23 protein-coding genes are annotated in these 22,229 nt (G+C 69.3%); 19 read left to right on the top strand and 4 right to left on the bottom strand.

Annotation, left to right across the window (positions count from 1 at the left end; translation table 11 throughout):
- Positions 1–104: 104 nt before the first annotated feature.
- The 7 genes from R8G01_11695 to R8G01_11665 all read left to right on the top strand — a co-directional run bounded on the left by R8G01_11695 (position 105) and on the right by R8G01_11665 (position 7,432).
- Positions 105–2,057 (top strand): D-ribose ABC transporter substrate-binding protein, encoded by a 1,953-nt coding sequence (locus R8G01_11695; GenBank protein MDW3214657.1) that lies wholly within the window; start codon positions 105–107, stop codon positions 2,055–2,057.
- A gap of 154 nt (positions 2,058–2,211) precedes the next feature.
- Complete coding sequence (locus tag R8G01_11690) at positions 2,212–3,165, top strand: sugar-binding transcriptional regulator (GenBank protein ID MDW3214656.1); 954 nt, start codon at positions 2,212–2,214, stop codon at positions 3,163–3,165.
- 78 nt (positions 3,166–3,243) lie between these two features.
- Complete coding sequence (locus tag R8G01_11685; protein ID MDW3214655.1) at positions 3,244–3,921, top strand: helix-turn-helix domain-containing protein; 678 nt, start codon at positions 3,244–3,246, stop codon at positions 3,919–3,921.
- A gap of 22 nt (positions 3,922–3,943) precedes the next feature.
- Positions 3,944–4,624, top strand: a complete 681-nt coding sequence (locus tag R8G01_11680) for an arsenate reductase ArsC (protein ID MDW3214654.1) — start codon at positions 3,944–3,946, stop codon at positions 4,622–4,624.
- A complete protein-coding gene (locus R8G01_11675) occupies positions 4,621–5,649 on the top strand; it encodes an ArsJ-associated glyceraldehyde-3-phosphate dehydrogenase (protein MDW3214653.1) in 1,029 nt (342 codons plus the stop codon). Before R8G01_11680 ends, R8G01_11675 begins: the two co-directional genes overlap by 4 nt.
- 13 nt (positions 5,650–5,662) lie before the next feature.
- Positions 5,663–6,904: an organoarsenical effux MFS transporter ArsJ gene (arsJ, locus tag R8G01_11670; protein MDW3214652.1), complete on the top strand. Its 1,242-nt coding sequence runs from the start codon at positions 5,663–5,665 to the stop codon at positions 6,902–6,904.
- 9 nt (positions 6,905–6,913) lie between these two features.
- Positions 6,914–7,432 carry a gluconokinase gene (locus R8G01_11665; GenBank protein ID MDW3214651.1) on the top strand — a complete coding sequence of 173 codons (519 nt, stop codon included), beginning with the start codon at positions 6,914–6,916 and terminating at the stop codon, positions 7,430–7,432.
- A gap of 7 nt (positions 7,433–7,439) precedes the next feature.
- Here R8G01_11665 and R8G01_11660 read toward each other — a convergent pair whose 3' ends face one another.
- Together R8G01_11660 and R8G01_11655 are read right to left on the bottom strand one after the other, a co-directional pair.
- Positions 7,440–9,062 (bottom strand): long-chain fatty acid--CoA ligase, encoded by a 1,623-nt coding sequence (locus R8G01_11660; protein MDW3214650.1) that lies wholly within the window; start codon positions 9,060–9,062, stop codon positions 7,440–7,442.
- A 71-nt stretch (positions 9,063–9,133) separates the two neighbouring features.
- On the bottom strand, positions 9,134–10,117 hold the full coding sequence (locus R8G01_11655) for a DUF2817 domain-containing protein (protein ID MDW3214649.1): 984 nt from the start codon (positions 10,115–10,117) through the stop codon (positions 9,134–9,136).
- Positions 10,118–10,305: 188 nt separating this feature from the next.
- Between R8G01_11655 and R8G01_11650 the strand changes: the two genes are divergently transcribed.
- A complete protein-coding gene (locus R8G01_11650; GenBank protein MDW3214648.1) occupies positions 10,306–11,568 on the top strand; it encodes an extracellular solute-binding protein in 1,263 nt (420 codons plus the stop codon).
- Positions 11,569–11,643: 75 nt separating this feature from the next.
- A complete protein-coding gene (locus tag R8G01_11645; GenBank protein ID MDW3214647.1) occupies positions 11,644–11,805 on the top strand; it encodes a hypothetical protein in 162 nt (53 codons plus the stop codon).
- A gap of 25 nt (positions 11,806–11,830) precedes the next feature.
- Here R8G01_11645 and R8G01_11640 read toward each other — a convergent pair whose 3' ends face one another.
- Complete coding sequence (locus R8G01_11640) at positions 11,831–12,937, bottom strand: FAD-dependent oxidoreductase (GenBank protein MDW3214646.1); 1,107 nt, start codon at positions 12,935–12,937, stop codon at positions 11,831–11,833.
- A 121-nt stretch (positions 12,938–13,058) separates the two neighbouring features.
- Between R8G01_11640 and R8G01_11635 the strand changes: the two genes are divergently transcribed.
- The 9 genes from R8G01_11635 (at position 13,059) to R8G01_11595 (ending at position 20,729) form a co-directional block, all read left to right on the top strand.
- A complete protein-coding gene (locus R8G01_11635) occupies positions 13,059–14,096 on the top strand; it encodes an acetamidase/formamidase family protein (GenBank protein ID MDW3214645.1) in 1,038 nt (345 codons plus the stop codon).
- Positions 14,097–14,108: 12 nt separating this feature from the next.
- The gene (locus R8G01_11630) at positions 14,109–14,762 is read left to right on the top strand and encodes an urease subunit gamma (protein MDW3214644.1); all 654 of its coding nucleotides are present in this window, start codon (positions 14,109–14,111) and stop codon (positions 14,760–14,762) included.
- A complete protein-coding gene (locus R8G01_11625; GenBank protein MDW3214643.1) occupies positions 14,759–16,465 on the top strand; it encodes an urease subunit alpha in 1,707 nt (568 codons plus the stop codon). The genes R8G01_11630 and R8G01_11625 overlap by 4 nt, the downstream gene beginning before the upstream one ends.
- A 15-nt stretch (positions 16,466–16,480) precedes the next feature.
- Positions 16,481–17,140, top strand: a complete 660-nt coding sequence (locus R8G01_11620; GenBank protein MDW3214642.1) for an urease accessory UreF family protein — start codon at positions 16,481–16,483, stop codon at positions 17,138–17,140.
- 16 nt (positions 17,141–17,156) lie between these two features.
- On the top strand, positions 17,157–17,867 hold the full coding sequence (ureG, locus tag R8G01_11615; protein MDW3214641.1) for an urease accessory protein UreG: 711 nt from the start codon (positions 17,157–17,159) through the stop codon (positions 17,865–17,867).
- Positions 17,864–18,598 (top strand): urease accessory protein UreD, encoded by a 735-nt coding sequence (locus R8G01_11610; protein MDW3214640.1) that lies wholly within the window; start codon positions 17,864–17,866, stop codon positions 18,596–18,598. Before ureG ends, R8G01_11610 begins: the two co-directional genes overlap by 4 nt.
- A gap of 49 nt (positions 18,599–18,647) precedes the next feature.
- Positions 18,648–19,013, top strand: coding sequence for a hypothetical protein (locus tag R8G01_11605; GenBank protein MDW3214639.1), 366 nt, complete (start codon positions 18,648–18,650; stop codon positions 19,011–19,013).
- A 140-nt stretch (positions 19,014–19,153) separates the two neighbouring features.
- Positions 19,154–19,507: a YciI family protein gene (locus R8G01_11600; protein MDW3214638.1), complete on the top strand. Its 354-nt coding sequence runs from the start codon at positions 19,154–19,156 to the stop codon at positions 19,505–19,507.
- Positions 19,470–20,729, top strand: coding sequence for a DUF6596 domain-containing protein (locus R8G01_11595; GenBank protein MDW3214637.1), 1,260 nt, complete (start codon positions 19,470–19,472; stop codon positions 20,727–20,729). The genes R8G01_11600 and R8G01_11595 overlap by 38 nt, the downstream gene beginning before the upstream one ends.
- A gap of 40 nt (positions 20,730–20,769) precedes the next feature.
- Here the strand turns inward: R8G01_11595 and R8G01_11590 are convergent, their stop codons facing one another.
- Entirely contained in the window at positions 20,770–21,363 is a 594-nt protein-coding gene (locus R8G01_11590; GenBank protein ID MDW3214636.1) for a DinB family protein, read from the bottom strand.
- 89 nt (positions 21,364–21,452) lie between these two features.
- Between R8G01_11590 and R8G01_11585 the strand changes: the two genes are divergently transcribed.
- The gene (locus R8G01_11585) at positions 21,453–22,109 is read left to right on the top strand and encodes a hypothetical protein (protein MDW3214635.1); all 657 of its coding nucleotides are present in this window, start codon (positions 21,453–21,455) and stop codon (positions 22,107–22,109) included.
- Positions 22,110–22,229: the final 120 nt, after the last annotated feature.

Raw genomic sequence — 22,229 nt, 5'->3', positions numbered from 1 at the left:
CCCCGGTATGCGCTCGACACGGTCGGTGCCTCGCCCCATTCGGCGGTCACCGACCCCGACTCACAACAACAACACCAACGCTCAACACAACCAAGGGGAACATGATGAGAACCACCAGAAAGGCGCTTGCGGTACTCGCAGTAGCCGCCCTGATCGGCGCATGCGGATCGGGGGATGACGACACGCAGACGTCGGACGCAACGGGGACCGACGACGACACATCGACCGCCGAACCACCGGGCGACGATGGTGGTGGGGATGGTGCTGCGCAGGCGATGTGCATCATCGTGCCGCCGGTGGAGAATCCGTTCTTCGGGTCGATGTCGGACATCGCTGCGGCGAAGGCGGTCGAGCTGGGTTATGAGCCGCGGCAGTTGGTGCACGATGACGATGCGAACAAGCAGCTCGAGTTGATCGAGAGCTGTATCACGTCGCAGGTCGCGGCGATCGTGTTGGACAACGCGGGCACCGACGCATCGGTGGCAGCGGTGCAGGCTGCAGCCGATGCCGGGATCCCGAGTTTCCTGGTTGATCGTGAGATCAGCGAGGAGGGCGTCGCCGTGTCGCAGATCGTGTCGAACAACTTCCAGGGTGCGACGATCCTGGCGGAGTACTTCGCGGAGCTGATGGAGGGTGAGGGCAAGTACGCCGAGCTCACCGGTCGTGACGTCGACGCGAATGCGCATGTTCGCAGCGACGGCTATCACGACGTGTTGGACAGTTTCCCCGACATGGAGATGGTCGCCCAGCAGACGGCGAACTGGAGTCAGACCGAGGGCTTCACGGTGATGGAGTCGATCCTGCAGGCGAACCCCGACATCAAGGGTGTCATCGCGGGCAACGACACGATGGCGTTGGGTGCGCAGGCTGCGTTGATCGCGGCGGGTCGTGACGACGTGATCGTGGTCGGGTTCGACGGGAGCGACGACGCGATCCAGTCGATCGGCAACGGTGAGCTCAAGGCGACGTCGTTGCAGCCGGTTGCGGAGATGGCCGAACAAGCGGTGATCCAGGCTGACGAGTACCTGAAGAACGGCAGCACCGGCAAGCCGGAGAAGCAGTCGATCGACATGGTGCTCCTCACCCCGGACAACGCCTGCCAATACGCATCGTTCGCACCCACCGGGTCCACCGACGCGTGTGGCTCGACGCCCGACGACGGCGGCGACGAAGGTGCTACCCAGGCGATGTGCATCATCGTGCCGCCGGTGGAGAATCCGTTCTTCGGGTCGATGTCGGACATCGCTGCGGCGAAGGCGGTCGAGCTGGGTTATGAGCCGCGGCAGTTGGTGCACGATGACGATGCGAACAAGCAGCTCGAGTTGATCGAGAGCTGTATCACGTCGCAGGTCGCGGCGATCGTGTTGGACAACGCGGGCACCGACGCATCGGTGGCAGCGGTGCAGGCTGCAGCCGATGCCGGGATCCCGAGTTTCCTGGTTGATCGTGAGATCAGCGAGGAGGGCGTCGCCGTGTCGCAGATCGTGTCGAACAACTTCCAGGGTGCGACGATCCTGGCGGAGTACTTCGCGGAGCTGATGGAGGGTGAGGGCAAGTACGCCGAGCTCACCGGTCGTGACGTCGACGCGAATGCGCATGTTCGCAGCGACGGCTATCACGACGTGTTGGACAGTTTCCCCGACATGGAGATGGTCGCCCAGCAGACGGCGAACTGGAGTCAGACCGAGGGCTTCACGGTGATGGAGTCGATCCTGCAGGCGAACCCCGACATCAAGGGTGTCATCGCGGGCAACGACACGATGGCGTTGGGTGCGCAGGCTGCGTTGATCGCGGCGGGTCGTGACGACGTGATCGTGGTCGGGTTCGACGGGAGCGACGACGCGATCCAGTCGATCGGCAACGGTGAGCTCAAGGCGACGTCGTTGCAGCCGGTTGCGGAGATGGCCGAACAAGCGGTGATCCAGGCTGACGAGTACCTGAAGAACGGCAGCACCGGCAAGCCGGAGAAGCAGTCGATCGACATGGTGCTCCTCACCCCGGACAACGCCTGCCAATACGCATCGTTCGCACCCACCGGGTCCACCGACCCCTGCTGACGATCGTCCTGGCCCGTCGGGTCGTGACGTCCTCACCGACGTCGCGGCCCGGCGGGCCCCTCCCCCCGACACCCACGACTCCCATGATGCCGACACCGACGCGGACCGACGCGCACGCCATCGCACGGTCTCGGCACTGGGTACGGTGTGGACGATGAGTACTGCCGACCAGCGGCTCCTCGTGCGGGTCGCGCGTCTGTACCACGAGGACGGGCTCAGCCAACCCCAGATCGCGGCGCAGCTCACGTTGAGTCAGGCCAAGGTCTCCCGGCTCCTCAAGCAGGCGGTCACCGAGGGCGTGGTTCGGATCACCATCAACCCGCCGGCCGGGTTGAACATCTCCCTCGAGGAGGAGCTCCGACAACGGTTCGGGTTGGCGGAGGCGATCGTGGTCGACGCGTCCGACGACGACGAGGTCTCGCTCATGCATGCGCTCGGGTCGGCTGCTGCGCTGCACATCGAGACGACCGTGAGATCGCGCGACGTCGTCGGGATCTCGTCGTGGAGCTCGACGTTGCTCGCCACGGTCAACGCGATGCGGCCGGTGCGTTCGGCGGAAGGCGTCACGGTCGTCCAGACGCTGGGCGGCGTCGGCGACCCCGGCGCCGAGGTCTACGCGACCGAGTTGACGCGACGGATGGCGAGACTGCTCCACGGGTCGCCGGTCTTCCTCCCCGTGCCAGGGATCGTGGGTTCGAGCGAGGCGCGGCGGATTCTCGAAGACGACGAGTTCGTCAGCCGTGCCTCGTCGCTGTTCCCCAAGCTCACGGTCGCGTTGGCCGGGATCGGCGCACTCGAACCCTCGCCACTGCTCGCACAGAGCGGCAACGTGTTCGACCCGTCGGAACTCGACGAACTCGGTGCGCGGGGCGCGGTCGGCGACGTGTGCCTGCGCTTCTTCGACGCCGAGGGCAACGAGGTGCTCGGAGGGCTGCGCGACCGGGTCATCGGCGTCAGCCTCGATCAGATCCGAGCGGTCCCGCGTTCGATCGCGGTCGCCGGTGGGGCGCGCAAGGTCAACGCCATTCGGGGGGCGTTGACCGGCAGGCTCGTCACCTGCCTGGTCACCGACCGGACCACTGCCGAGACCCTGGTCGACACGGCGTGAACGTCGGCCGGTGAACACCAGGTGAATTGACTCAATACGTATTGAGTCAATGGTCGTTGAGTCGGTAGGTTCGTCGGCATGGACGACACCGCCGACGACGACGGCCCCACGGCGCGCCGCTCGGCGCAGCGAGCCGCCGTCCACGCGGCGCTCGGCGAGCCGGCTCGGCTCGCGATCGTCGACGAGCTGTCGATCACCGACCGGTCACCGACCGAGTTGGCCGCCCGCACCGGGGTGCCGTCCAACCTGCTGGCACACCACCTCGACGTGCTCGAGTCGGTCGGGTTGATCGAGCGTCTCGTGTCGTCGGGCGACCGGCGGCGACGTTACGTCCGGCTCCGACACGACCCGCTGGCAGAACTTGCGCCCATCGGCGCGCGATCCGTCGACCGTGTGCTCTTCGTGTGCAGCCACAACTCGGCCCGGTCGCAGCTCGCGGCCGCCATGTGGTCAGCGCGCACGGGTGGCGCAGCGAGGTCGGCGGGGACGCACCCAGCCGACGCCGTGCACCCCGGGGCCATCGCCGCCGGGAGGCGCATCGGACTCGACCTGTCGGGCGGTCGGCCGAGCCGACTCGACACATTCGACGACGACGAACAGGTCGTCACCGTCTGCGACCAAGCGCACGAAGAACTCGACGCGACGCCGGACTGGTGGCACTGGTCGCTGCCGGATCCCGTCGCCATCGGCACCAACGCCGCGTTCGACGCGGTCGTCGCCCAACTCGACGACCGCATTCGCGCGGTCGCCCTCTGAACAACAGAACCGGAGACCCATCGTGGCCGACAACACCGAACGAGCAACCGATCCGACGACGCTGACGACCGAACAGATCATGTTGATCCGTCAGGCGGCGGAGCGGCTGCGAACCGAGTTCGCCGGGACGTTCAACACCGAAACGATCGAGCGGTACATGCACAGCTCGCAGGAACTGCTGGAATCGCAAGCCAAGTTCACGATGTGGCTCCCGATCCTGATCGAGCGCCTGACCAGGGATCGCCTGCGTGCGCTGGCGCGAATCCAACTCGGTGCGTTCGGGAAACCCGCCGTGCTCTTCCTGTGCGTCCACAATGCCGGCCGGTCACAGATCGGGGCCGGGTGGTTGCGTCACCTCGTGGGAGACCGCGTCGATGTGTTCTCCGGGGGCACCGACCCCGGTGTCGAGATCAACCAGGCTGCCGCCGACGCGATGGCCGAGGTCGGGATCGACATCCGTTCGGAGTTGCCGCAGCCGTGGACGGAGGAGATCGCCATGGCGGCGGACGTGATCGTGTCGATGGGTTGCGGCGACGCGTGTCCGATCTACCCGGGCAAGCGTTACGAAGACTGGGACCTCCGTGATCCGTCGGGCCAGCCGATCGAGGTGGTGCGAGAGATCCGTGACGACATCCGTGCCAGGGTCGAGACGCTGATCGGCGAACTCGGTCTCGACCGCGCCATCTCGGAACCGGCGTCATGACCGTTCGGGTCGGGATCAACGGGTTCGGACGAATGGGGCGGCTCGTCGTCCGAGCGCTCCGTGAGCAGCCGGGCCTCGAACTCGTGCACGTCAACGAGCCGTTCGCCGACGTCGCGACGGCGGCCCATCTCGTCGAGTTCGACACGGTGCACGGCCGGTATGAGGGCGAGATCACCGTCGACGAGTTCGGCAGCGGCCTGGTCGTCGACGGTCACGCCGTGTCGTACTCGTCGCACACGTCGCCGGGGGACGTGCCGTGGTCGGCGGCATCGATCGATCTGGTGCTGGAGTGCTCCGGCAAGTTCAGGACCGCCGAGTCGTTGGCGCCGTACTTCGAGCGTGGCGTCGGCAAGGTCGTCGTGGCGGCCCCGGTGAAGAGCGACGGGGTGCTCAACGTCGTGATGGGCTGCAACGACCACCTGTACGACCCGGCGATTCACCACGTCGTCACGGCCGCGTCGTGTACGACCAACTGTCTCGCACCGGTGGTGAAGGTGCTCCACGAACGGATCGGGATCGAACGGGGGGCGATCACCACCATCCACGATGTCACCAACACGCAGGTGCTCGTCGACGCCCCGCACCAGGACCTGCGCCGGGCCAGGTCGGCGCTCAACTCGCTGATCCCCACCTCGACGGGGTCCGCGACGGCGATCACGATGATCTACCCCGAACTGGCCGGGAAGCTGAACGGGATCGCCGTTCGGGTACCGCTCCTGAACGCGTCGCTGACCGATGCGGTGTTCACGATGGCCCGCGACGTCACGGTCGACGAGGTCAACGGGCTGTTGCGGGAGGTGTCCGAGGGTGAACTCCAGGGCATCCTCGGATTCGAGGATCGACCGCTCGTCTCCGCCGACTACACGAACGACACACGGTCCTCGATCGTCGACGGACCGTCCACGATGGTCGTCGACGGTCGGATGGTGAAGGTGCTCGCCTGGTACGACAACGAGTACGGCTACGTGCACCGCATGGCCGAACTGGCCGCCCGGGTCGGCGCCTCGTCCTCACCGGGTCGATGACGGGAACGAACCCGTGAAGCTCCGCAACTACGCGTTGGTCACCGCCGGGTACTGGGCGTTCACGTTGACCGACGGTGCGCTGCGCATGCTGGTGCTGCTGCACTTCCACGAGCTCGGCTACTCGCCGGTGTCGATCGCGTTCCTGTTCCTGCTGTACGAGTTCATGGGCATCGTCACCAACCTCGTCGGCGGCTGGGTCGGAGCGCGCAGCGGACTCAACCGCACGCTGCTCGCCGGACTCGCCCTCCAGGTGGTCGCGCTCCTCGGGCTCACGTTCCACGACGCCGCCTGGCGCGAGTGGCTGTCGGTCGGCTTCGTGATGGGGTTCCAGGCGCTGTCCGGCGTCGCCAAGGATCTCACCAAGATGAGTTCGAAGAGCGCCGTCAAGTTCATCGCCGGCGACGGTGCCCTGTTCCGGCTCGTCGCGATCCTCACCGGGTCGAAGAACGCCCTGAAGGGCGTCGGGTTCTTCGTCGGAGCCGCCCTCCTGGCGTCGCTCGGCTACGACGGGGCGCTCGTGGTGATGGCCGCCCTGATCGCGGTCGCGCTGATCGCGGTCGCGGTGCTGCTCGACGAGGACATCGGCCGGGCGAAGCGGAAGCCGGCGTTGCGGTCGGTGCTGTCGAAGTCGACGGCGATCAACCGGTTGTCGGCGGCCCGGTTGTTCCTGTTCGCCTCGCGCGACATCTGGTTCGTCGTCGCGCTGCCCGTCTTCCTCGACGAGGTCCTCGGCTGGTCGTACGAGGGCATCGGTGGATTCCTGGCGGCCTGGGTGATCGGTTACGGCATCGTCCAGTCGTTCGCGCCGCGGCTCCTGCGCCGCTCGCTCGCGACCGTCGCCGCCGAGATCGGTGCCGCCCGCCGTTGGGCGCTCGCGCTCACCGGCGTCTCGGGAGCGCTCGCCGTCGGTGTCGCCGCCGACGTGGCGGTGACCGCCGTCGTGGTCGGCGGTCTGGTCGTGTTCGGCGTCGTCTTCGCGGTCAACTCGTCGCTGCACTCGTACCTGGTGCTCGCCTACTCGAGTGGCGACGACGTTTCGCTCGATGTCGGGTTCTACTACTCGGCCAACGCCGCCGGGCGGCTCGCCGGCACGCTGCTCTCCGGGATCCTCTACCTGTGGGGCGGGCTCGGTGCCGCACTGTGGGGGTCGACCGCGGTCGTCGCCGTGACATGGCTGCTCACGCTCCGGCTCCCGGCGCTCGAACGCCCGGCCGCAGGAGCGACATCGTCGACCCCGGTGGTCGGCACGCCGTAGGCTCGGCCCATGCCAGCGCACCGGCCCCCGTCCGGTGCGGCGGTGTGTCGCGTCGTGGTGACCGGTGTGGCCGGTTCCGGCAAGACGACCGTCGGGCGGCGTCTGGCGGTCGAGTTGGACGCCGAGTTCGTCGACGGCGACTCCCTCCATTCCGAGGCCAACGTCGCGAAGATGGCGGCCGGAATCCCGCTCGTCGACGACGACCGCTGGTCGTGGCTCGCGAGCGTGCGAGACGTGCTGCGACGCCACGAACGAGTCGTGGTGGCGTGTTCAGGCCTGCGTCGTGTGTACCGAGACCGGTTGCGCGGGCACGGTGTGCGCTTCGTCCATCTCGACCTCGACATGGCGACCGCCGAGGAGCGGGCGGCGAGACGCCCAGGCCACTACATGGGCGCCGGCATGATCGCGAGCCAGTTCGACGCGCTCGAACCACCGGCCGCCGACGAGCACGAGGTGGTGACCGTCGACGCGACCGCCGAGATCGCCGCGGTCGTCGGCGCCGCGCTGGCCGCGCTCGCCGCCGATTGAACCGCCCTCAGGAGATCGCCGGCGCGTCGGTGTCGACGAACTGCGTGCGGAGCTCACGTTTGAGCACCTTGCCGGTCGCGTTGCGGGGGAGTGCATCGACGATCGTGATGTCGTACGGAACCTTGAACTTCGCGAGTCGCTCGACGCAGTGCTCGATCACGTCGGACCGCTCCAACTCGGTGCCCGGTCTCAGCGCGAGCACCGCCAACCCGACCTCGCCCCACCGATCGTTCGGCACGCCGATGATCGCCGCCTCGGCCACCTGCGGGAGCTGGTAGAGCACGTTCTCGACCTCGGCCGGGTAGACGTTCTCGCCGCCGGAGATGTACATGTCCTTCCAGCGGTCGACGATGTACACGAACCCCTCGTCGTCGACGCGGGCGGCGTCGCCGGTCTTGAGCCATCGACCGTCGAACGAACCGGCCGTCGCCTCGGGCTTGTTCCAGTACCCCGGAGTGATGTTCGGACCCGCCACCCAGAGCTCGCCGACCTGACCGGGGGCGCAGTCGGCACCGGACTCGTCGACGATGCGGTACTCGGTGTGCATCAGCGCCTTGCCGGTCGAACCGATCTTGCGGAGTGCGTCACCGGGATCGAGGAAGATGCACGCCGGGCTGGTCTCGGTCATGCCGAATCCCTGCGCGAGCGCCACACAGCGCTCGTTCCACGCTTCCATGATCGTCAGCGCGCACGGGGCGCCGCCCACGCCGGCGACCCGCAGTCGCGAGAGATCGGTGTCGTCGAAGTCGGGGTGCTGCATCATGAACTGATACGGCGCCGGCACGGCGAAGAAGTGGGTGATCCCCTGGTCGGGGTCGCCGAGCACGCGCAGCGTCTCGGCCGGATCGAACGCCTTCAGGATCACGACGGTCCCACCGGCATGCAGCACCGGGTTGCTGTAGCAGTTGAGTCCGCCGGTGTGGAACAGGGGGAGCACGTTGAGATGCACGGTGTCGATACCGATCCCGGCGGGGATCCCGAGGTTGACGCAGTTCCAGAAGTTCATGCCGTGGGTGATCATCGCCCCCTTCGGCAGCCCGGTCGTGCCCGACGTGTACATGATCGTGACGACGTCGTCGTGGGTGAGAGCGACCCGCTCGACCTCGACGCCGTGCTGCTCGGCGAGGGCGCGCTCGTAGTCGCTGTCGGCGTTGCCGCCGTCGATCTCGAGCAGGTGACCGATGGCGCAGCGTTCCCGCAGTTCGTCGGCGGAGGTCGCGAACTCGGCGTCGTGGACCAGCAGCATCGGTGAGCTGTCACCGACGATGTACTCGAGTTCGCTGACCGTGAGCCGCCAGTTGAGGAGGACACAGATCGATCCGGTGCGTGCACAGGCGAACTGGATGTCGAAGAACTCGACGCCGTTGTGGGCGAGCACGCCGACCCGGTCGCCTCGCCCGATGCCGAGCGATCGGAGGTGTGCCGCCATCGCCTCGACACGCTCGTCGAGTTCGGCGTAGGCGAAGCTCCGGCCGGTGTCGAGTTCGCGAACGGCTTCGTGCGAGGGGCGATTCGCGGCGTGATGCGCGATCCAGTCGTAGGCCGGAATCCGACCGTGGCCGATCGGGCGCGAAGACGTCATCGCTGCGACGGCGTCGGGATCTGGCACGAACTCGTCGTTTTCTGGCATCGTTTCGACCTCCCTGGGGGACGGTCGGAACGTAGCAACCGCCGACGGGTGACGGCGTGACGGGCCGCGGCTCAGGCGCCCCAGCCGAGCGAGTCGAGGAGTGACTGGAACCCGGCGATCTCGGCACGCACGACCTCCTCGGTCGCGGCCCAGGTGTCGATCTCGATCAGCATCGCCGGGGTGCTCGCCTCGAACACGGTCCAGCTCTCGCCGCCTCCGTGCTGGGTGACGCCCGACCGTGTGGGGAGCCCGGAACCGATCGACCAGGCCGACTCGAACGACCGGTCGGTCGACCCGACCGAGCTGACGTAGCCATACGGCTGATGGACCCAGATGGCGAGATCGGGTCGGATCCCGTCGATCAGCGTGGTGATCGCGAACGTCTCGGGTTCGGAGATGGGGGCCTCGCCGCCGTCCTCCGGGCGCCAGTCCCAGCTGAAGTTGCGGTTGAGATCGACGCCATTCGCATTCCACCGGGTGCCGGCCGCGACGCCGTCGGGATTCAGTTCGGGCACGAGCCAGACGGCGACGTCGTCGGCGAACGTCGCGTCGACCATCGCCCGCACGGTCGGCGGGCTGGCCGGCTCGTTGCCGTGGATGGCGCCGACGACGAGCACGACGTGGTCGGGTGAGTCGACACGCCGGACCAGCGCGGTGATCGGCCGGCCCTCGACGGAGGTCCCGATCGACTGGGACGTCCAGCCGGCGGGCAGCGGCGGCGCCGGGAGATCGGATGCCGGGCGCACGTCGTAGATCGACCCGGTGTCCGGCGCCGTCGTGGCGCTGGTGGTCGAGGTCGTCGTGGTGCTGCTGCTGGTGGTGCTGCTGGTGGTGCTGCTGCTGGTGGTGGTCGTCGTCGTGGAGGTGGTCGGGTTGGTGGATGGCCCGGTGATCGTCGTGGAGGGCGAAGGGGGGCTGGTCGTCGACGACGGACTCGTCGCCGGCGCGGGCGTCGTGGGTGGGGCGACCTGCGATGGCACGACGTCGGAGCTGCAGGCGGCGATCGTCATCGCGAGGAGCGCGATCAGTGAACGACGAGACGACCAAGACGGCACGCCGGTCAGTGTGGCATCGGCTCGGGTCGATCCGGTGTCGCCCGTCCGGCGTCCGTCCGGGGTCCATGGGAGCGGTACCGGTCGGGCCATGCGGCGGGAACTACCTTCGGGTCGGTCGGAGCGATCGAACCGCGCACCGCAACCAGCGGTCCCGGAGACGCCCGACGGATCGAGGAGTGGGAGGGGACATGCCGGTGCAGCTGCGAATCGCTGCCGTCGTCGTGCTGGCGACCGTCGCCGCATGCAGCGACGCCGCGCCCGCCGGCGGGCCGACGATCGACCCGTCGGGCGATGCCGCGTCGGACATCGACGTTTCCGCGCCCGCCGACGACGGGACCGGACTCCTCGTGTGGACCGACGCCGGTACCGTCGAGGTCCTCCGAGCGGTGGCGGCTGCGTTCACCACGGCGACCGACGTCGCCGTGACGATCGAGGAGGTCGACATCGATGAGGTGCGCGGTGAGATCCTCGGGGCCGGCACGACCGGCCGTACCCCGGACGTCTTCGTCGGCGAGCACGTGTGGGCGGGTGACCTGGTGGAGAGCGAACTCGTGGTGCCGGTCGTGCTCGACGCCGCCCGCGGGCAGTTCATGAGCGTGGCGCTCCAGGCCTTCCATGTCGACGGTGATCTGTACGCGGTGCCGGCGACGGTCGAGTCGATGGCGATGTACCGCAACACCGACCTGGTCGCCGACGCCCCCGGTACGTGGGACGAACTGGTCACCGCGTGCGAGTCGGCGTTGGTCGATACCTGTGTCGCGGTGCCCGGCGGCACCGGTGACCCCGATGCCTACGCGCAGTTCGTGTTCCTGTCGGCGTTCGGCGGTTTCGTGTTCGGATACGACGATGCGACGGGGTTCGATGCAGCCTCGGTCGGTATCGACGCCGCATCGACGATCGACGGCGCCGAGTTCCTCGAGCGCCAGGTCGGCGCCGGGGTGATCCCCGACACCGGTTACGTCGAGGCCCGCCGGCGGTTCATCGACGGCGAGGCTGCGTTCTGGCTGTCGGGCCCGTGGGAACTCGCCGAACTCGCCGAGACGGAGATCCCGTTCGAGGTCTCGTCGATCCCCCGCATGAGCGGCGAGCCCGCTCGACCGTTCGTCGGAGCGACCGGTTGGTACGTGTCGGCGAACTCGATGCAGGCGGCGCTCGCTGCGTCGTTCCTGACCGACCACGTCGCCACCGACGACACGATGCGCGAGTTCGTCGTGGCGGGCGTCGTGGACTCGGCCTGGTCGGCGGTGGCGCGATCGCTTCCCGAGCGGGACCCGGCACGTGCGTTCGTCGAGTCGGCCGAGGCCGGGGTGGCGATCCCCAACATCGTGGCGGTGGCCGAGGTCTGGGGCCCGCTCGGCGAGCGCCTCGAGCAGCTCCGACGGGGCGAACTCGATGCCACCGATGCGCTCACGCGAGCGGCCGACGACGTGCGGACGGCGACGAACGGTTGAGACGAGCGACGGTTGACCATCCGGGCGCCGGGGTACCTCACCCGCAACCGGAGACCACCGGATGAGAGGAACCCCATGGACGACCAGCCGACCGCCGATCCCGACGACACCTCGAACGACCCGCGCAACGACGAGGTCGCGGGCGACGAGGGCATGCCCTCCGAGTTCGTCGACACCACGTCGAACCTGCCGGGCGACGACAGCCCACCGAACCCGGCCACCGTCGACGACGACTGACAATGAGAAGTGAGCCAGCGGCTGATCAGAACCTGAGGGCGCCGAACCCGCCCATGCCGAACAGCGACTTCACGTCGATCGCTTCGTGCAGGAAGGGCGGGATCAGGTCGGCGAACGGCCCGGACAGCGAGAACCCGCCGATCTCGGCGATCCCGCGCTGACCGCTCAGGTCGAGTACCCAACCCTGGTGCGACAGCGACGCCCGTTCGGGTTCGTCGCCGCGTGCGACCCTGGCCGCGTTCTCACCGGCGGCGTCGCCGGCCTGCACGGCGATCTGCGCCGACATCGGCAGCGTGTCGCCGTCATCGGTGCGGTGCTCGGCCACGTCGCCGGCGGCGAACGTGCGGATCATCCCCGAGACCCGCAGGAACTCGTCGGTGACGATCTGTCCGCCGTCGTTCAGGGCGACCTCGAGACCGTCGGTCCGTGGAGCGAACCCGCCGGTCCAGACGACCAGGCCCGTGAGTTCTTCGCCGTCCACGACGATGTGGTCCGGGCCGATCCGGTCGACGGTCGCGTCGGCCAGGATTTCGACGCCGCGGCTGCGCAGGATCCGTGCGGCGCCTTCGGAGGAGTCCGGTCGCATCGTCGGCAGCAGTCGTGGTTCGACCTCGACGATGCGGACCGTGGAAGCGGCCCGGCTCGCGCTGATCGCCCCGACCAGTTGCACCCCGGTGGCACCGCCGCCGATCACGGTCACCGCTCCTTCGGGGTCGAGACGGTTGCGGATCGCCTCGGCGTGCTCGGCGGTCCGCAGCGGGAGCGCGTGGTCGATACCGTCGATGGGTGGGCGTGTCTCGCCCGCACCGGCGCAGAACACGACCGCGTCAGCCGTCCGGCGCGACCCGTCGGCGAGGGTGACGCCGCCGTCGGCCAGTCCGACCGCCGTACCGGTGATGACCCGGTGTCCGAATGCGGCGAGATCCCGTGAGCCGTCGGAGGTCGACGCAGCACGACCGGCGACCGCGGCCAGCCGCGTCACGAAGTCGTGGCGACCGTTCGGATCGAGCACGGTCACCTCGGCGCCGGCATCGGCGGCAGCCTTCGCTGCATGCAGGCCGGCGTACCCGCCGCCGATGATCAGGACCCCGTCGACATGCTCGGACGGGACGGGGCGCGGACGGCTACTCATGGCCCAGGTCTACCCGACGCGGCAGGGGGCCAAGCGACGAAGCACCGTCGAGACGCGGCGCGAGCAAATCGTGACATGTCGGAAACGTTCCGTTCACGATCCGGTCCTACGGTCAGACCACGTGAGCACCACCGATCTGACGGCCGATCCGACGACCTGCTTCTGGGGTCATCTCGACCCCGACGTCCCTGCGACGCGCACCGTCGAGCCGGGGACCGAGCTGTGGATCGAAGCCGTCACCCACCATGCAGGCGACGCTCCCGACCTGCTGATGGACGAAGGGATCGAGGCGATCTGGGCGGGAATCCCGGAGCCGGACCGCGGCCCCGGCGTCCACATCATGACCGGGCCGATCGACGTCGTCGGTGCGCAGCCCGGCGACACCCTGCGGGTCGAGATCCTCGAGATGCGGCCCCGCCTGCCGTACGGCTCGAACTGCGCTGCGAACTGGGGCCTGCTCCACGAACGGATGGGCAAGGAGCGCATCACGATCTACGAACTCGTCGACCCTCCGGCCGGCGGATTCCCGTCGACGGCCCGACCGAAATTCGCGTTCGACTTCACCACGCTCGAGCTGTACGACGTCCCGGGCGTCGTCACCCCACCCGACCCGGCATCGCGGCAACCGTTCGGCCGGGAGGTGTCGGTGCCCGTTCGACCCCACCTCGGCGTGATGGGTGTTGCGCCCGAGGGCCGTGTCAGCAGCATCCCGCCCGGTGTGTTCGGTGGCAACGTCGACAACTGGCGGTTCGGTCCGGGCGCGACCGTGCACTATCCCGTGTTCCGTGAGGGTGCCGGGTTCTACGTCGGTGACCCGCACTTCAGTCAGGGCGACGGCGAGATCTGCGGCACGGCGATCGAGGCATCGCTCGACGTGAAGCTCCGTCTTTCGCTCGCGGACGACGTGACGACGACCTCGCCGCTGCTCCGCACCGACACGCACTGGTTCACCCACGGCTTCGGCGACGACCTCGACGAAGCGATGGCGATGACCGCCGACCTGGCGCTGCGGTTGCTGGTCGACCGGGGAGGGTTCAGCGTCGACGAGGCGTATTCGCTCGCCTCGGTGGCGGTCGATTTCGGGATCACACAGGTCGTCGACGGCACGGTCGGCTGTCATGCGGCCGTGGCCGACGCGCTCCTGGTGCCGGGTCGTTGAGCGAGCGCGATCGTGCGTCTGACACCACATGAGCAGGACCGGCTGCTGATCTTCACCGCCGCGTCGGCAGCGTCTGCCCGGCGTGATCGGGGGCTGCGCCTCAACCATCCCGAAGCGATCGCCGTGCTCGGCGCCTGGGTGCTCGAAGGCGCCCGCGACGGCCGCAGCGTCGCCGACCTGATGGAGGCCGGCCGCCACGTGTTGAGTGGTGACGACGTGATGGACGGTGTCGCCTCGCTGATCCCCGAGATCCAGATCGAGGCGACGTTCCCCGACGGCACGAAGCTCGTCACGTTGCACGACCCGATCCAGCCAGGCACCACCGGCCCCGACGCGCTCGTGCCCGGTGCCGTCCGCGGCCCCGACGACATGATCGAGATCAACGCCGGTCGCCCGGTCACGACGCTGCGGGTCGAACACCACGGCGACCGACCGGTGCAGGTCGGCTCGCACTACCACTTCGCCGAGGCGAACGACGCGCTCGTGTTCGACCGTGCCGCCGCACGCGGGCGGCGCCTCGACATCCCCGCCGGCACGGCGGTCCGGTTCGAGCCCGGCATCGTCGCCGACGTCGACCTCGTGCCGTTCGTCGGCGCCCGGGTCGTCGCCGGCCTCCGCAACGCCGTCGCCGGTCCGCTCGACACGCCGGGCGGTGGGGCGTCATGAGCCACATCAGCCGCTCCCGCTACCGGGCGCTGTTCGGCCCGACCACCGGCGATCAGATCCGCCTTGCCGACACCGATCTCTGGATCGAGGTCACCGACGACCACTGCGTCGGCGGCGACGAGGCGGTCTTCGGCGGCGGCAAGGTCATCCGCGAGTCGATGGGCCAGTCGACGCGCACGCGCGCCGACGGTGCACCCGATCTCGTGATCACCGGCGCCGTGATCCTCGACCACTGGGGTGTCGTCAAGGCCGACATCGGTGTGCGCGACGGCCGGATCGTCGGCATCGGTCGAGCCGGCAACCCCGACACGATGGACGGCATCCACCCGGCGCTGGAGATCGGCCCGTCGACGGAGATCCTCGCCGGCAACGGCAAGATCGTCACCGCCGGCGCGATCGACTGTCACGTGCACCTGATCTGCCCCCAGCTGTTCGACGAGGCGCTCGGATCGGGCATCACGACGATCATCGGCGGAGGCGCCGGGCCGGCCGAGGGCACCAAGGCGACCACGGTCACCGGCGCGTGGCACCTCGAGCGGATGCTCGAGGCCGTCGATCACTGGCCGCTCAACGTGTCGCTGTTGGGGCAGGGCAACACGGTCAACGCCGACGCGCTGTGGGAGCAGTTGCGAGCCGGCGCTTCGGGCTTCAAGTTGCACGAGGACTGGGGCACCACGCCGGCGGCGATCGACGCCGCACTGCGCGTCGCCGACGAGTCGGGTGTGCAGGTCGCGATCCACACCGACACGCTCAACGAGGCGGGGTACGTCGAGAGCACGCTCGCCGCGATCGCCGGCCGCTCGATCCACACGTTCCACACCGAGGGCGCCGGCGGCGGCCACGCGCCCGACATCATGACGGTCGCCTCCCACGCCAATGTGCTGCCGTCGTCGACCAACCCGACCCGACCGCACACGGTCAACACCGTCGACGAGCACCTCGACATGTTGATGGTGTGCCACCACCTCAACCCGGCGGTGCCCGAAGATCTGGCGTTCGCCGAGAGCCGCATCCGGCCGTCGACGATCGCGGCGGAGGACATCCTCCACGACCTGGGCGCGATCTCGATGATCGGGTCCGACTCCCAGGCGATGGGCCGCATCGGTGAGGTCGTGCTCCGCACGTGGCAGACCGCCCACGTGATGAAGGTCCGCCGCGGCCCGCTCGACGGCGACGGCACGGCCGACAACCTGCGGGCTCGGCGCTACGTCGCGAAGTACACGATCTGCCCGGCGATCGCCCACGGGCTCCAGCGCGAGGTCGGGTCGGTCGAGGTCGGCAAGCTCGGCGATCTGGTCCTGTGGGACCCGGCGTTCTTCGGCGTGCGGCCGCACGTCGTCGTCAAGGGCGGGATGATCGCCTGGGCGACGATGGGCGACGCCAACGCGTCGATCCCCACGCCGCAGCCCGAGCTGCCGCGGCCGATGTTCGGTGCCGCGCCGGCGGTGGCACCCGGCCTGTCGGTGGCGTGGGTGTCGCAGGCCGCGCTCGACGACGGCCTGCCCGGTCGGGTGCGGGTCGAGCGGGAGATGGTGCCCGTGGTCGACACCCGTTCGGTCGGCAAGGCCGACATGCCACTGAACGACGCACGCCCCGACATCGCCATCGACCCGGACACCTTCGCCGTGCGGATCGACGGCGAGCTGATCGTCGAGCAACCGGCCACCGAGTTGCCGATGGCCCAGCGCTACTTCCTCTTCTGAGCCGATGGACGCACGATGAACCCATCCGTCCTGCTGCTCGCCGACGGGCGGTTCCCTGCCGGTGGTCACGCCTACTCGGCCGGCGTCGAGTCGGCGGTCGACGTCGGCGACGTCCACGACCTGGCCTCGCTCGACCGCTACCTCGACGGTCGCCTGGCACTCGGCGTGGTCGAGGCGGCGTTCGCCGTCGGCGCCGTCGGTGCGGCGGGTGGGCGGCTCGACCTGCTCGACGCCGAGTTCGACGCCCGGGTGCTGTCGCCACGGCTCCGCACGGTCAGCCGCCGGCTCGGGCGTCAGCTCGCCAGGGCAGCGTCCGCGGTGTGGCCCGACGCCGAGTTGTCCCGGCTCGCGTCGTCGGTCGACGGTCCCCACCAGCCGGTGGCGCTCGGGGTCGCCGTCGGCGCGTGCGGCGGTTCGCCCGCCGACGCCGCGTCGATCTCCCTGCACCATCTCGCCGCCGCTGCGTGCACCGCCGGTGTCCGTCTCCTCGGCCTCGACCCGCTCGCCGTCGCGGCCGTGCAGGCGCGTGCGCTCGATCGGCACATCGTGTCGGCCGACGTGGTCGAGCGGTGGTCGACCACGTCGCCGGGCGAGCTGCCGGCGCTCGGCGGCACGCTGACCGAACTGCTCGGTGAACGCCACGGCGAGTGGGACGCGAGGTTGTTCGTCGCATGACACGAAAGGTTTCGACATGAGCCCTCCCCACGACATCGATCTCGTCGGTCTCCACCAGCACCTGCACGCGCCGCCGGGGCCGACGGCACCCGGATCCGGCCCGGGCGAACGCCCGCTGCGCATCGGCATCGGTGGACCGGTCGGGAGTGGCAAGACCACGCTCGTCGGCGCGCTGTGCACGCTGCTGCGCGACCGCTACTCGGTGGTCGTCGTCACCAACGACATCTTCACCAGCGAGGATGCCGAGGCGCTGCGCGCGGCGGCAGTGCTGCCGGAGGACCGGATCGCCGCCGTCGAGACCGGGTGCTGCCCACACACGGCGATTCGCGACGACATCGCCGCCAACCTGGACGCGGTCGAACGGCTGGAACGTGCCCACGATCCGGTCGACATCACGCTGGTCGAGTCGGGCGGCGACAACCTGACCGCGATCTTCAGTCGCGGTCTCGTCGACCAGCAGGTGTTCGTGATCGACACAGCCGGCGGTGACGACGTGCCGCGCAAGGGCGGACCGGGTGTCGCGCTCGCCGATCTGCTGGTGATCAACAAGACCGACCTCGCGCCGTACGTCGGCTCGGACGTCGAACGGATGCGCGCCGACGCCGCGGACCGTCGATCCGGCCGACCCGTGCTGCCGATCTCGATCGTCGACCCTGCCGGTGCGGCGGAGGTGGCCGAGTGGGTCGAGGCGAGCGTGCGGACCTGGCGGGCGGGCGTCGCGCCGTGAGCCTGCGGGCGAATGCCCGGCTCGAGGTCATCGACGCCGACGGTGCGCTGGTGCTGTCGAACGTACGGTCGGAGCCGCCGTTCGCTATCCGCCGCTGCGGTGACCGGGTGATGGTCGCCGGGTCGGCCGCGTCGCCGGTGGGTGGCGACGAACTGTCGCTCGACGTGGCTGTCGGGGCCGGCGCGTCGCTCGAACTCGGCACCGTCGCCGCGACGATGGTGTGGCCGGGTGCCGAGCCCGGTCGATCCGCGATGTCGACGTCGTGCGTCCTGGGGGAGGGGGCTCATCTCGACTGGCGTCCCGAACCGACCGTATCGGTCGTCGGATCCGATCACCTCATCTCGACGCGCGTCGAACTCGCTCCGACCGCGACCTGCCGCTTGTTCGACGAGTTGTCGCTCGGTCGGCACGGGGAGGCCTCGGGAGCGTTGGAGTGGGAGCTCCGCGTCGAACGCGGCGGTCGTGTGCTCGTCCACCACGCCGAACGGTTCGGCCCCGACGTGGCCGGCCACGGCAGCGTCGTCGGCGTCGGTGCGGCGCGGCACGTGTGCTCGGGTGTGCTCGTCGGTGTCGACGCCGGGCAGGCGCGCACCCGCGTCTCCGGCGCATCAGCGGGCGGTCGGCTGCCCGTTGCCGACGACACCGTCGTCGTGATGGCGGTCGGCCCCGATCGTCCGGCCGTCCTCGCCCTCCTCCACGAGCTGGCTCCCGAGTTGACCGCATCCAACTGACGGATCTCGCGAGGTTCGGCTGGTCGGAGGGTGACGTAGGGTCCCGTCGATGATCGAACTGACGCCGAGGCACCGGCGTGGCGTCAGGTGGGCCGTGCTCTGGGTGGGCTCGGTCGTCGGCGTGGTGGCGATGGTTGGGGCGACAGCCGGTCTGCGGGAGGCGCATCTGTACCGGCAACGCACCAACGAAGGCCTGAAGTTCGAACTCGTCGGGCTGCTGATGTTCGCCGCGAACGTGCTGCTGCTCGCGGCGGCAGCGTCGGGAGCGCGGCTGTCGCTGCCTGCGCCCGGGGCTCGTCGCCGGCGGGGGCTCGCCGTCGTCGCCGGGGTGATCGTCGCCGGGGTGGTGATCGGCGATGCGTTCTTCCTCTGGGTGGAGTGGCACGGCGATCGTTGCATCGGCAGCTGCGGGTAGAACGACGCGCCGGCGCCGGCCGCAGACGCCGCGCCCGCCGGATTGTGTCGAACATTTCTCGAGCGTTGTCGAATTGCGACGGTCCGGCGCGTCATGGTGGTGTCGGCGAACGTCGCCGACCCACGAACCGAGGAGTTGTCATGAAGTACTTCGTTCTGCTCGCCACCATGGGTGAGATGTCGTCATGGGATGACCTGACGCCCGACGAACAGGAGGCGGGGATCGCCCAGCACGTCGCGTTCGATGAGGCGTGCGCGAGCCGACCCGGGGTGGAGATGCTCGGCGGCGAAGCCCTGGGCGACGGTTCGATGGCGACGACGCTCCGCACTCGCGGCGGTGAACTGACCATCACCGACGGGCCGTTCGCCGAGACGGCCGAGCAGATCGGTGGCTACTACGTTCTGGAAGCGCCCGATCTCGACACGGTGATCGAACTGTGCAAGGTCCTGCCCCCGTATGACATCGACATCCGCCCGGTTCTCGCCACCCCCTGAGCGGGTGCTCGACGAGGTCCATCGGGGCGAATGGGGTCGCCTGCTGTCGCTGCTCGTCGCTCGCACACGACGCCTCGATCTCGCCGAGGACGCGCTCGCCGAGGCGTTCGCCCGTGCGGCCGCTCGGTGGCCGGTCGACGGGGTGCCGGACAATCCGGCGGGGTGGCTGTACACGACGGCGCACCGTCACATCGTCGGACGGCTCCGAGCGGAGGCCGTGGCGGGGCGCAAGGCGCACCTGCTCGCGGTCCGTCCGGGCTGGACGCCGCCCGAGGCGGCCGACGAGGATCTCGGCGACGACCGGCTGCATCTCATCCTGCTCTGCTGCCACCCGGCGTTGCCTCGTGCATCCCGATCCGCACTGGCGCTCCGCCTCGTCATCGGCATGCCGACGGAGCAGATCGCCCGCCTGTTCCTGGTGCCGACGACGACGATGGCGGCCCGGTTGACCCGGGCGAAGCAGAAGATCATCGGGGCCGGCATCCCCCTCGGTGCTCCGCTCCACGACGAACTCGACGACCGTCTCGACGAGGTCTGCCGCACCATTTACCTGGCGTTCACGGCGGGGTACACGCCAGGCGGCGGATCCGAACTGGTGCGGGCCGACCTGGCCGGCGAAGCCGTGCGCCTGGCCGCCGTGTTGCACCACCTCGTCCCGCATGCCGCCCAGGTTCGAGCGACGCTCGCGCTGCTGATGCTCCAGCACTCGCGTCGCTCGGCCCGCGAGCGCGACGGTCGCCTCGTGACGCTGGCAGAACAGGACCGCTCGACCTGGCACCACGAGGAGATCCAGGTTGCCGTCTCGCTGGTCGCCGGTCTGACGGCGGGGGAGGGGTACACGGAAGAACTCCGACTCCAGGCACTGATCGCAGCGGAGCACGCGATCGCCCCCACCGCGGACACGACGAACTGGGCGGTGATCGCCGGTCACTACGCGGCGCTCGAAACCCTGACCAACTCGGCGATCGTCCGACTCAACCGGGCCGTCGCCGTCGCCGAGGCGGAGGGTCCGCGGGCGGGCCTGGCCCTGCTCGCCGACGTCGAGGAGTTGCTCGCCGACGATCACCGTCTCGCGGCGGTCCGTGGCGAACTCTCGGCTCGCGCCGGCGATCGGGACACTGCGCAGGCGTCGTTCCGGCTGGCGATCGATCGGTGTGCCAACGAGGTCGAGCGCGAGCATCTCCGGTCCCGTCTCGAGACGCTGCACGCCATCGACCGATAGCGCCGGCCGGCGGGCGTCGGCCCGGTCGAAGCCCCCGACGTCAGGCGGTGCCGGAGGCGGCGCGAGCTGCCGCCTCGACGCGGCCGACGTAGGCCGACCACCACTCGGGGTCGACGTCGGGCAGGTTGTCGGCCGATGGGAGCAGGCCGGCGTCGCCGTCGATCTGCTCCCGGAGGATGTCGGCGTGCCCGGCGTGGCGGTTCGTCTCGGCGATCATGTGCACGAGGATGCGGTGCAGCGTGACCGGGTTGACGTCGTCGGGCCACCACGGCACCGTCCCGGTGTCGTCCAACCCGAGCGCGTCGATCGTGGCGTCGGCGTGCGTGGTCGCCCGCTGGTAGCAGCCGATGATCTGTTCGCGGGTCTCGTCGGCCTTCGCCCACATGTCGTCGTTGGGCTCCGCATCCGGTCCGACCTCCGGGAGCACGTCGTCGTACGGACGACCGAACGTGTCGCCGAAGTAGCCGAACTCGACCATGGCGAGGTGTTTGACGATGCCGAGCAGGTTCGTACCGGTCGGCGTGAGCGGCCGCCTGACGTCGTACTCCGACAGCCCCTCCAGCTTCCAGAGCAGCGCCTCGCGTGCCGATTGCAGATAGCGATGCAACGTGTCCTTGGCGGCGGCGTCGGGCATGCCCGAAAGTCTGGCAGGTCGGCCGACCACCGGCGATCGGCGTTGGTCGCTGTTGCGCTGCAAACAGGGCAGGGCGGTAGGTTCGCGGCGTGGGGTTGTCGCAGCGATCGGTCGGGTGGCTGCGGTACCTCCACCGCAAGGCCCACACGCCCGACGACTGGAGCCGCGAGGGCCACCCGCACCCGCACTGGGACGACCGGTCCGACCCGCCGATGGCGAGCTGGCACCGCTTCGACCTGGTCGACTCGTCGTATGCGATGGGGCTGATGGCGCATCGCACACCGGCGTGGACCGAGCCGTACGTGGCGATCCTCGACCAGCTGATCGAACGGCACACCCAGTGGTGGTCGGCGGCCGACTGGCTGACGCAGTTCGGGCACGACCCCGACCGTGGCGAGTACCCCGACGTCTACCGGATGTTCGTCCCCGAAGAGCTGTGGGGGAAGTACGACGTGCCGGGCTGGACGGCCAACGGCATCGAACCGTACGGCGTGCAGATCGACCCGATCGCCGCCGACGGCATGCTCTTCTACCAGGGCTTCCTCCTGGTGCTGCTCGGGGTCCGTTCGATGGTCGCCAACGGCCCCGGCGACACCGACCGGTGGAACGAGCCGTTCGAGCTGATCCGTGACGGCGAGCACTCGTTCACGTGGTCGCACTCGCAGATCGCCCGGAACCTCCGCGATCAGTGGCGCGACACCCCGATCGGCTGCCATTGCGAGAACACGAAGGTCTGGCCGTTTTGACTGGCCGGCGCCGGCCTCGGTCTGAGGCTCCACGACCACCGACACGGAACGAGCTTCCACGCCGAGGCATTCGAGTCGTGGTGGGCATACGCCCGTGAGCACTACCTCGATCTCGATCGC

The sequence above is a fragment of the Ilumatobacteraceae bacterium genome (genome assembly GCA_033344875.1).
Lineage (GTDB): Bacteria > Actinomycetota > Acidimicrobiia > Acidimicrobiales > Ilumatobacteraceae > Ilumatobacter.
This window is presented reverse-complemented; position numbering and strand designations above follow the sequence as displayed.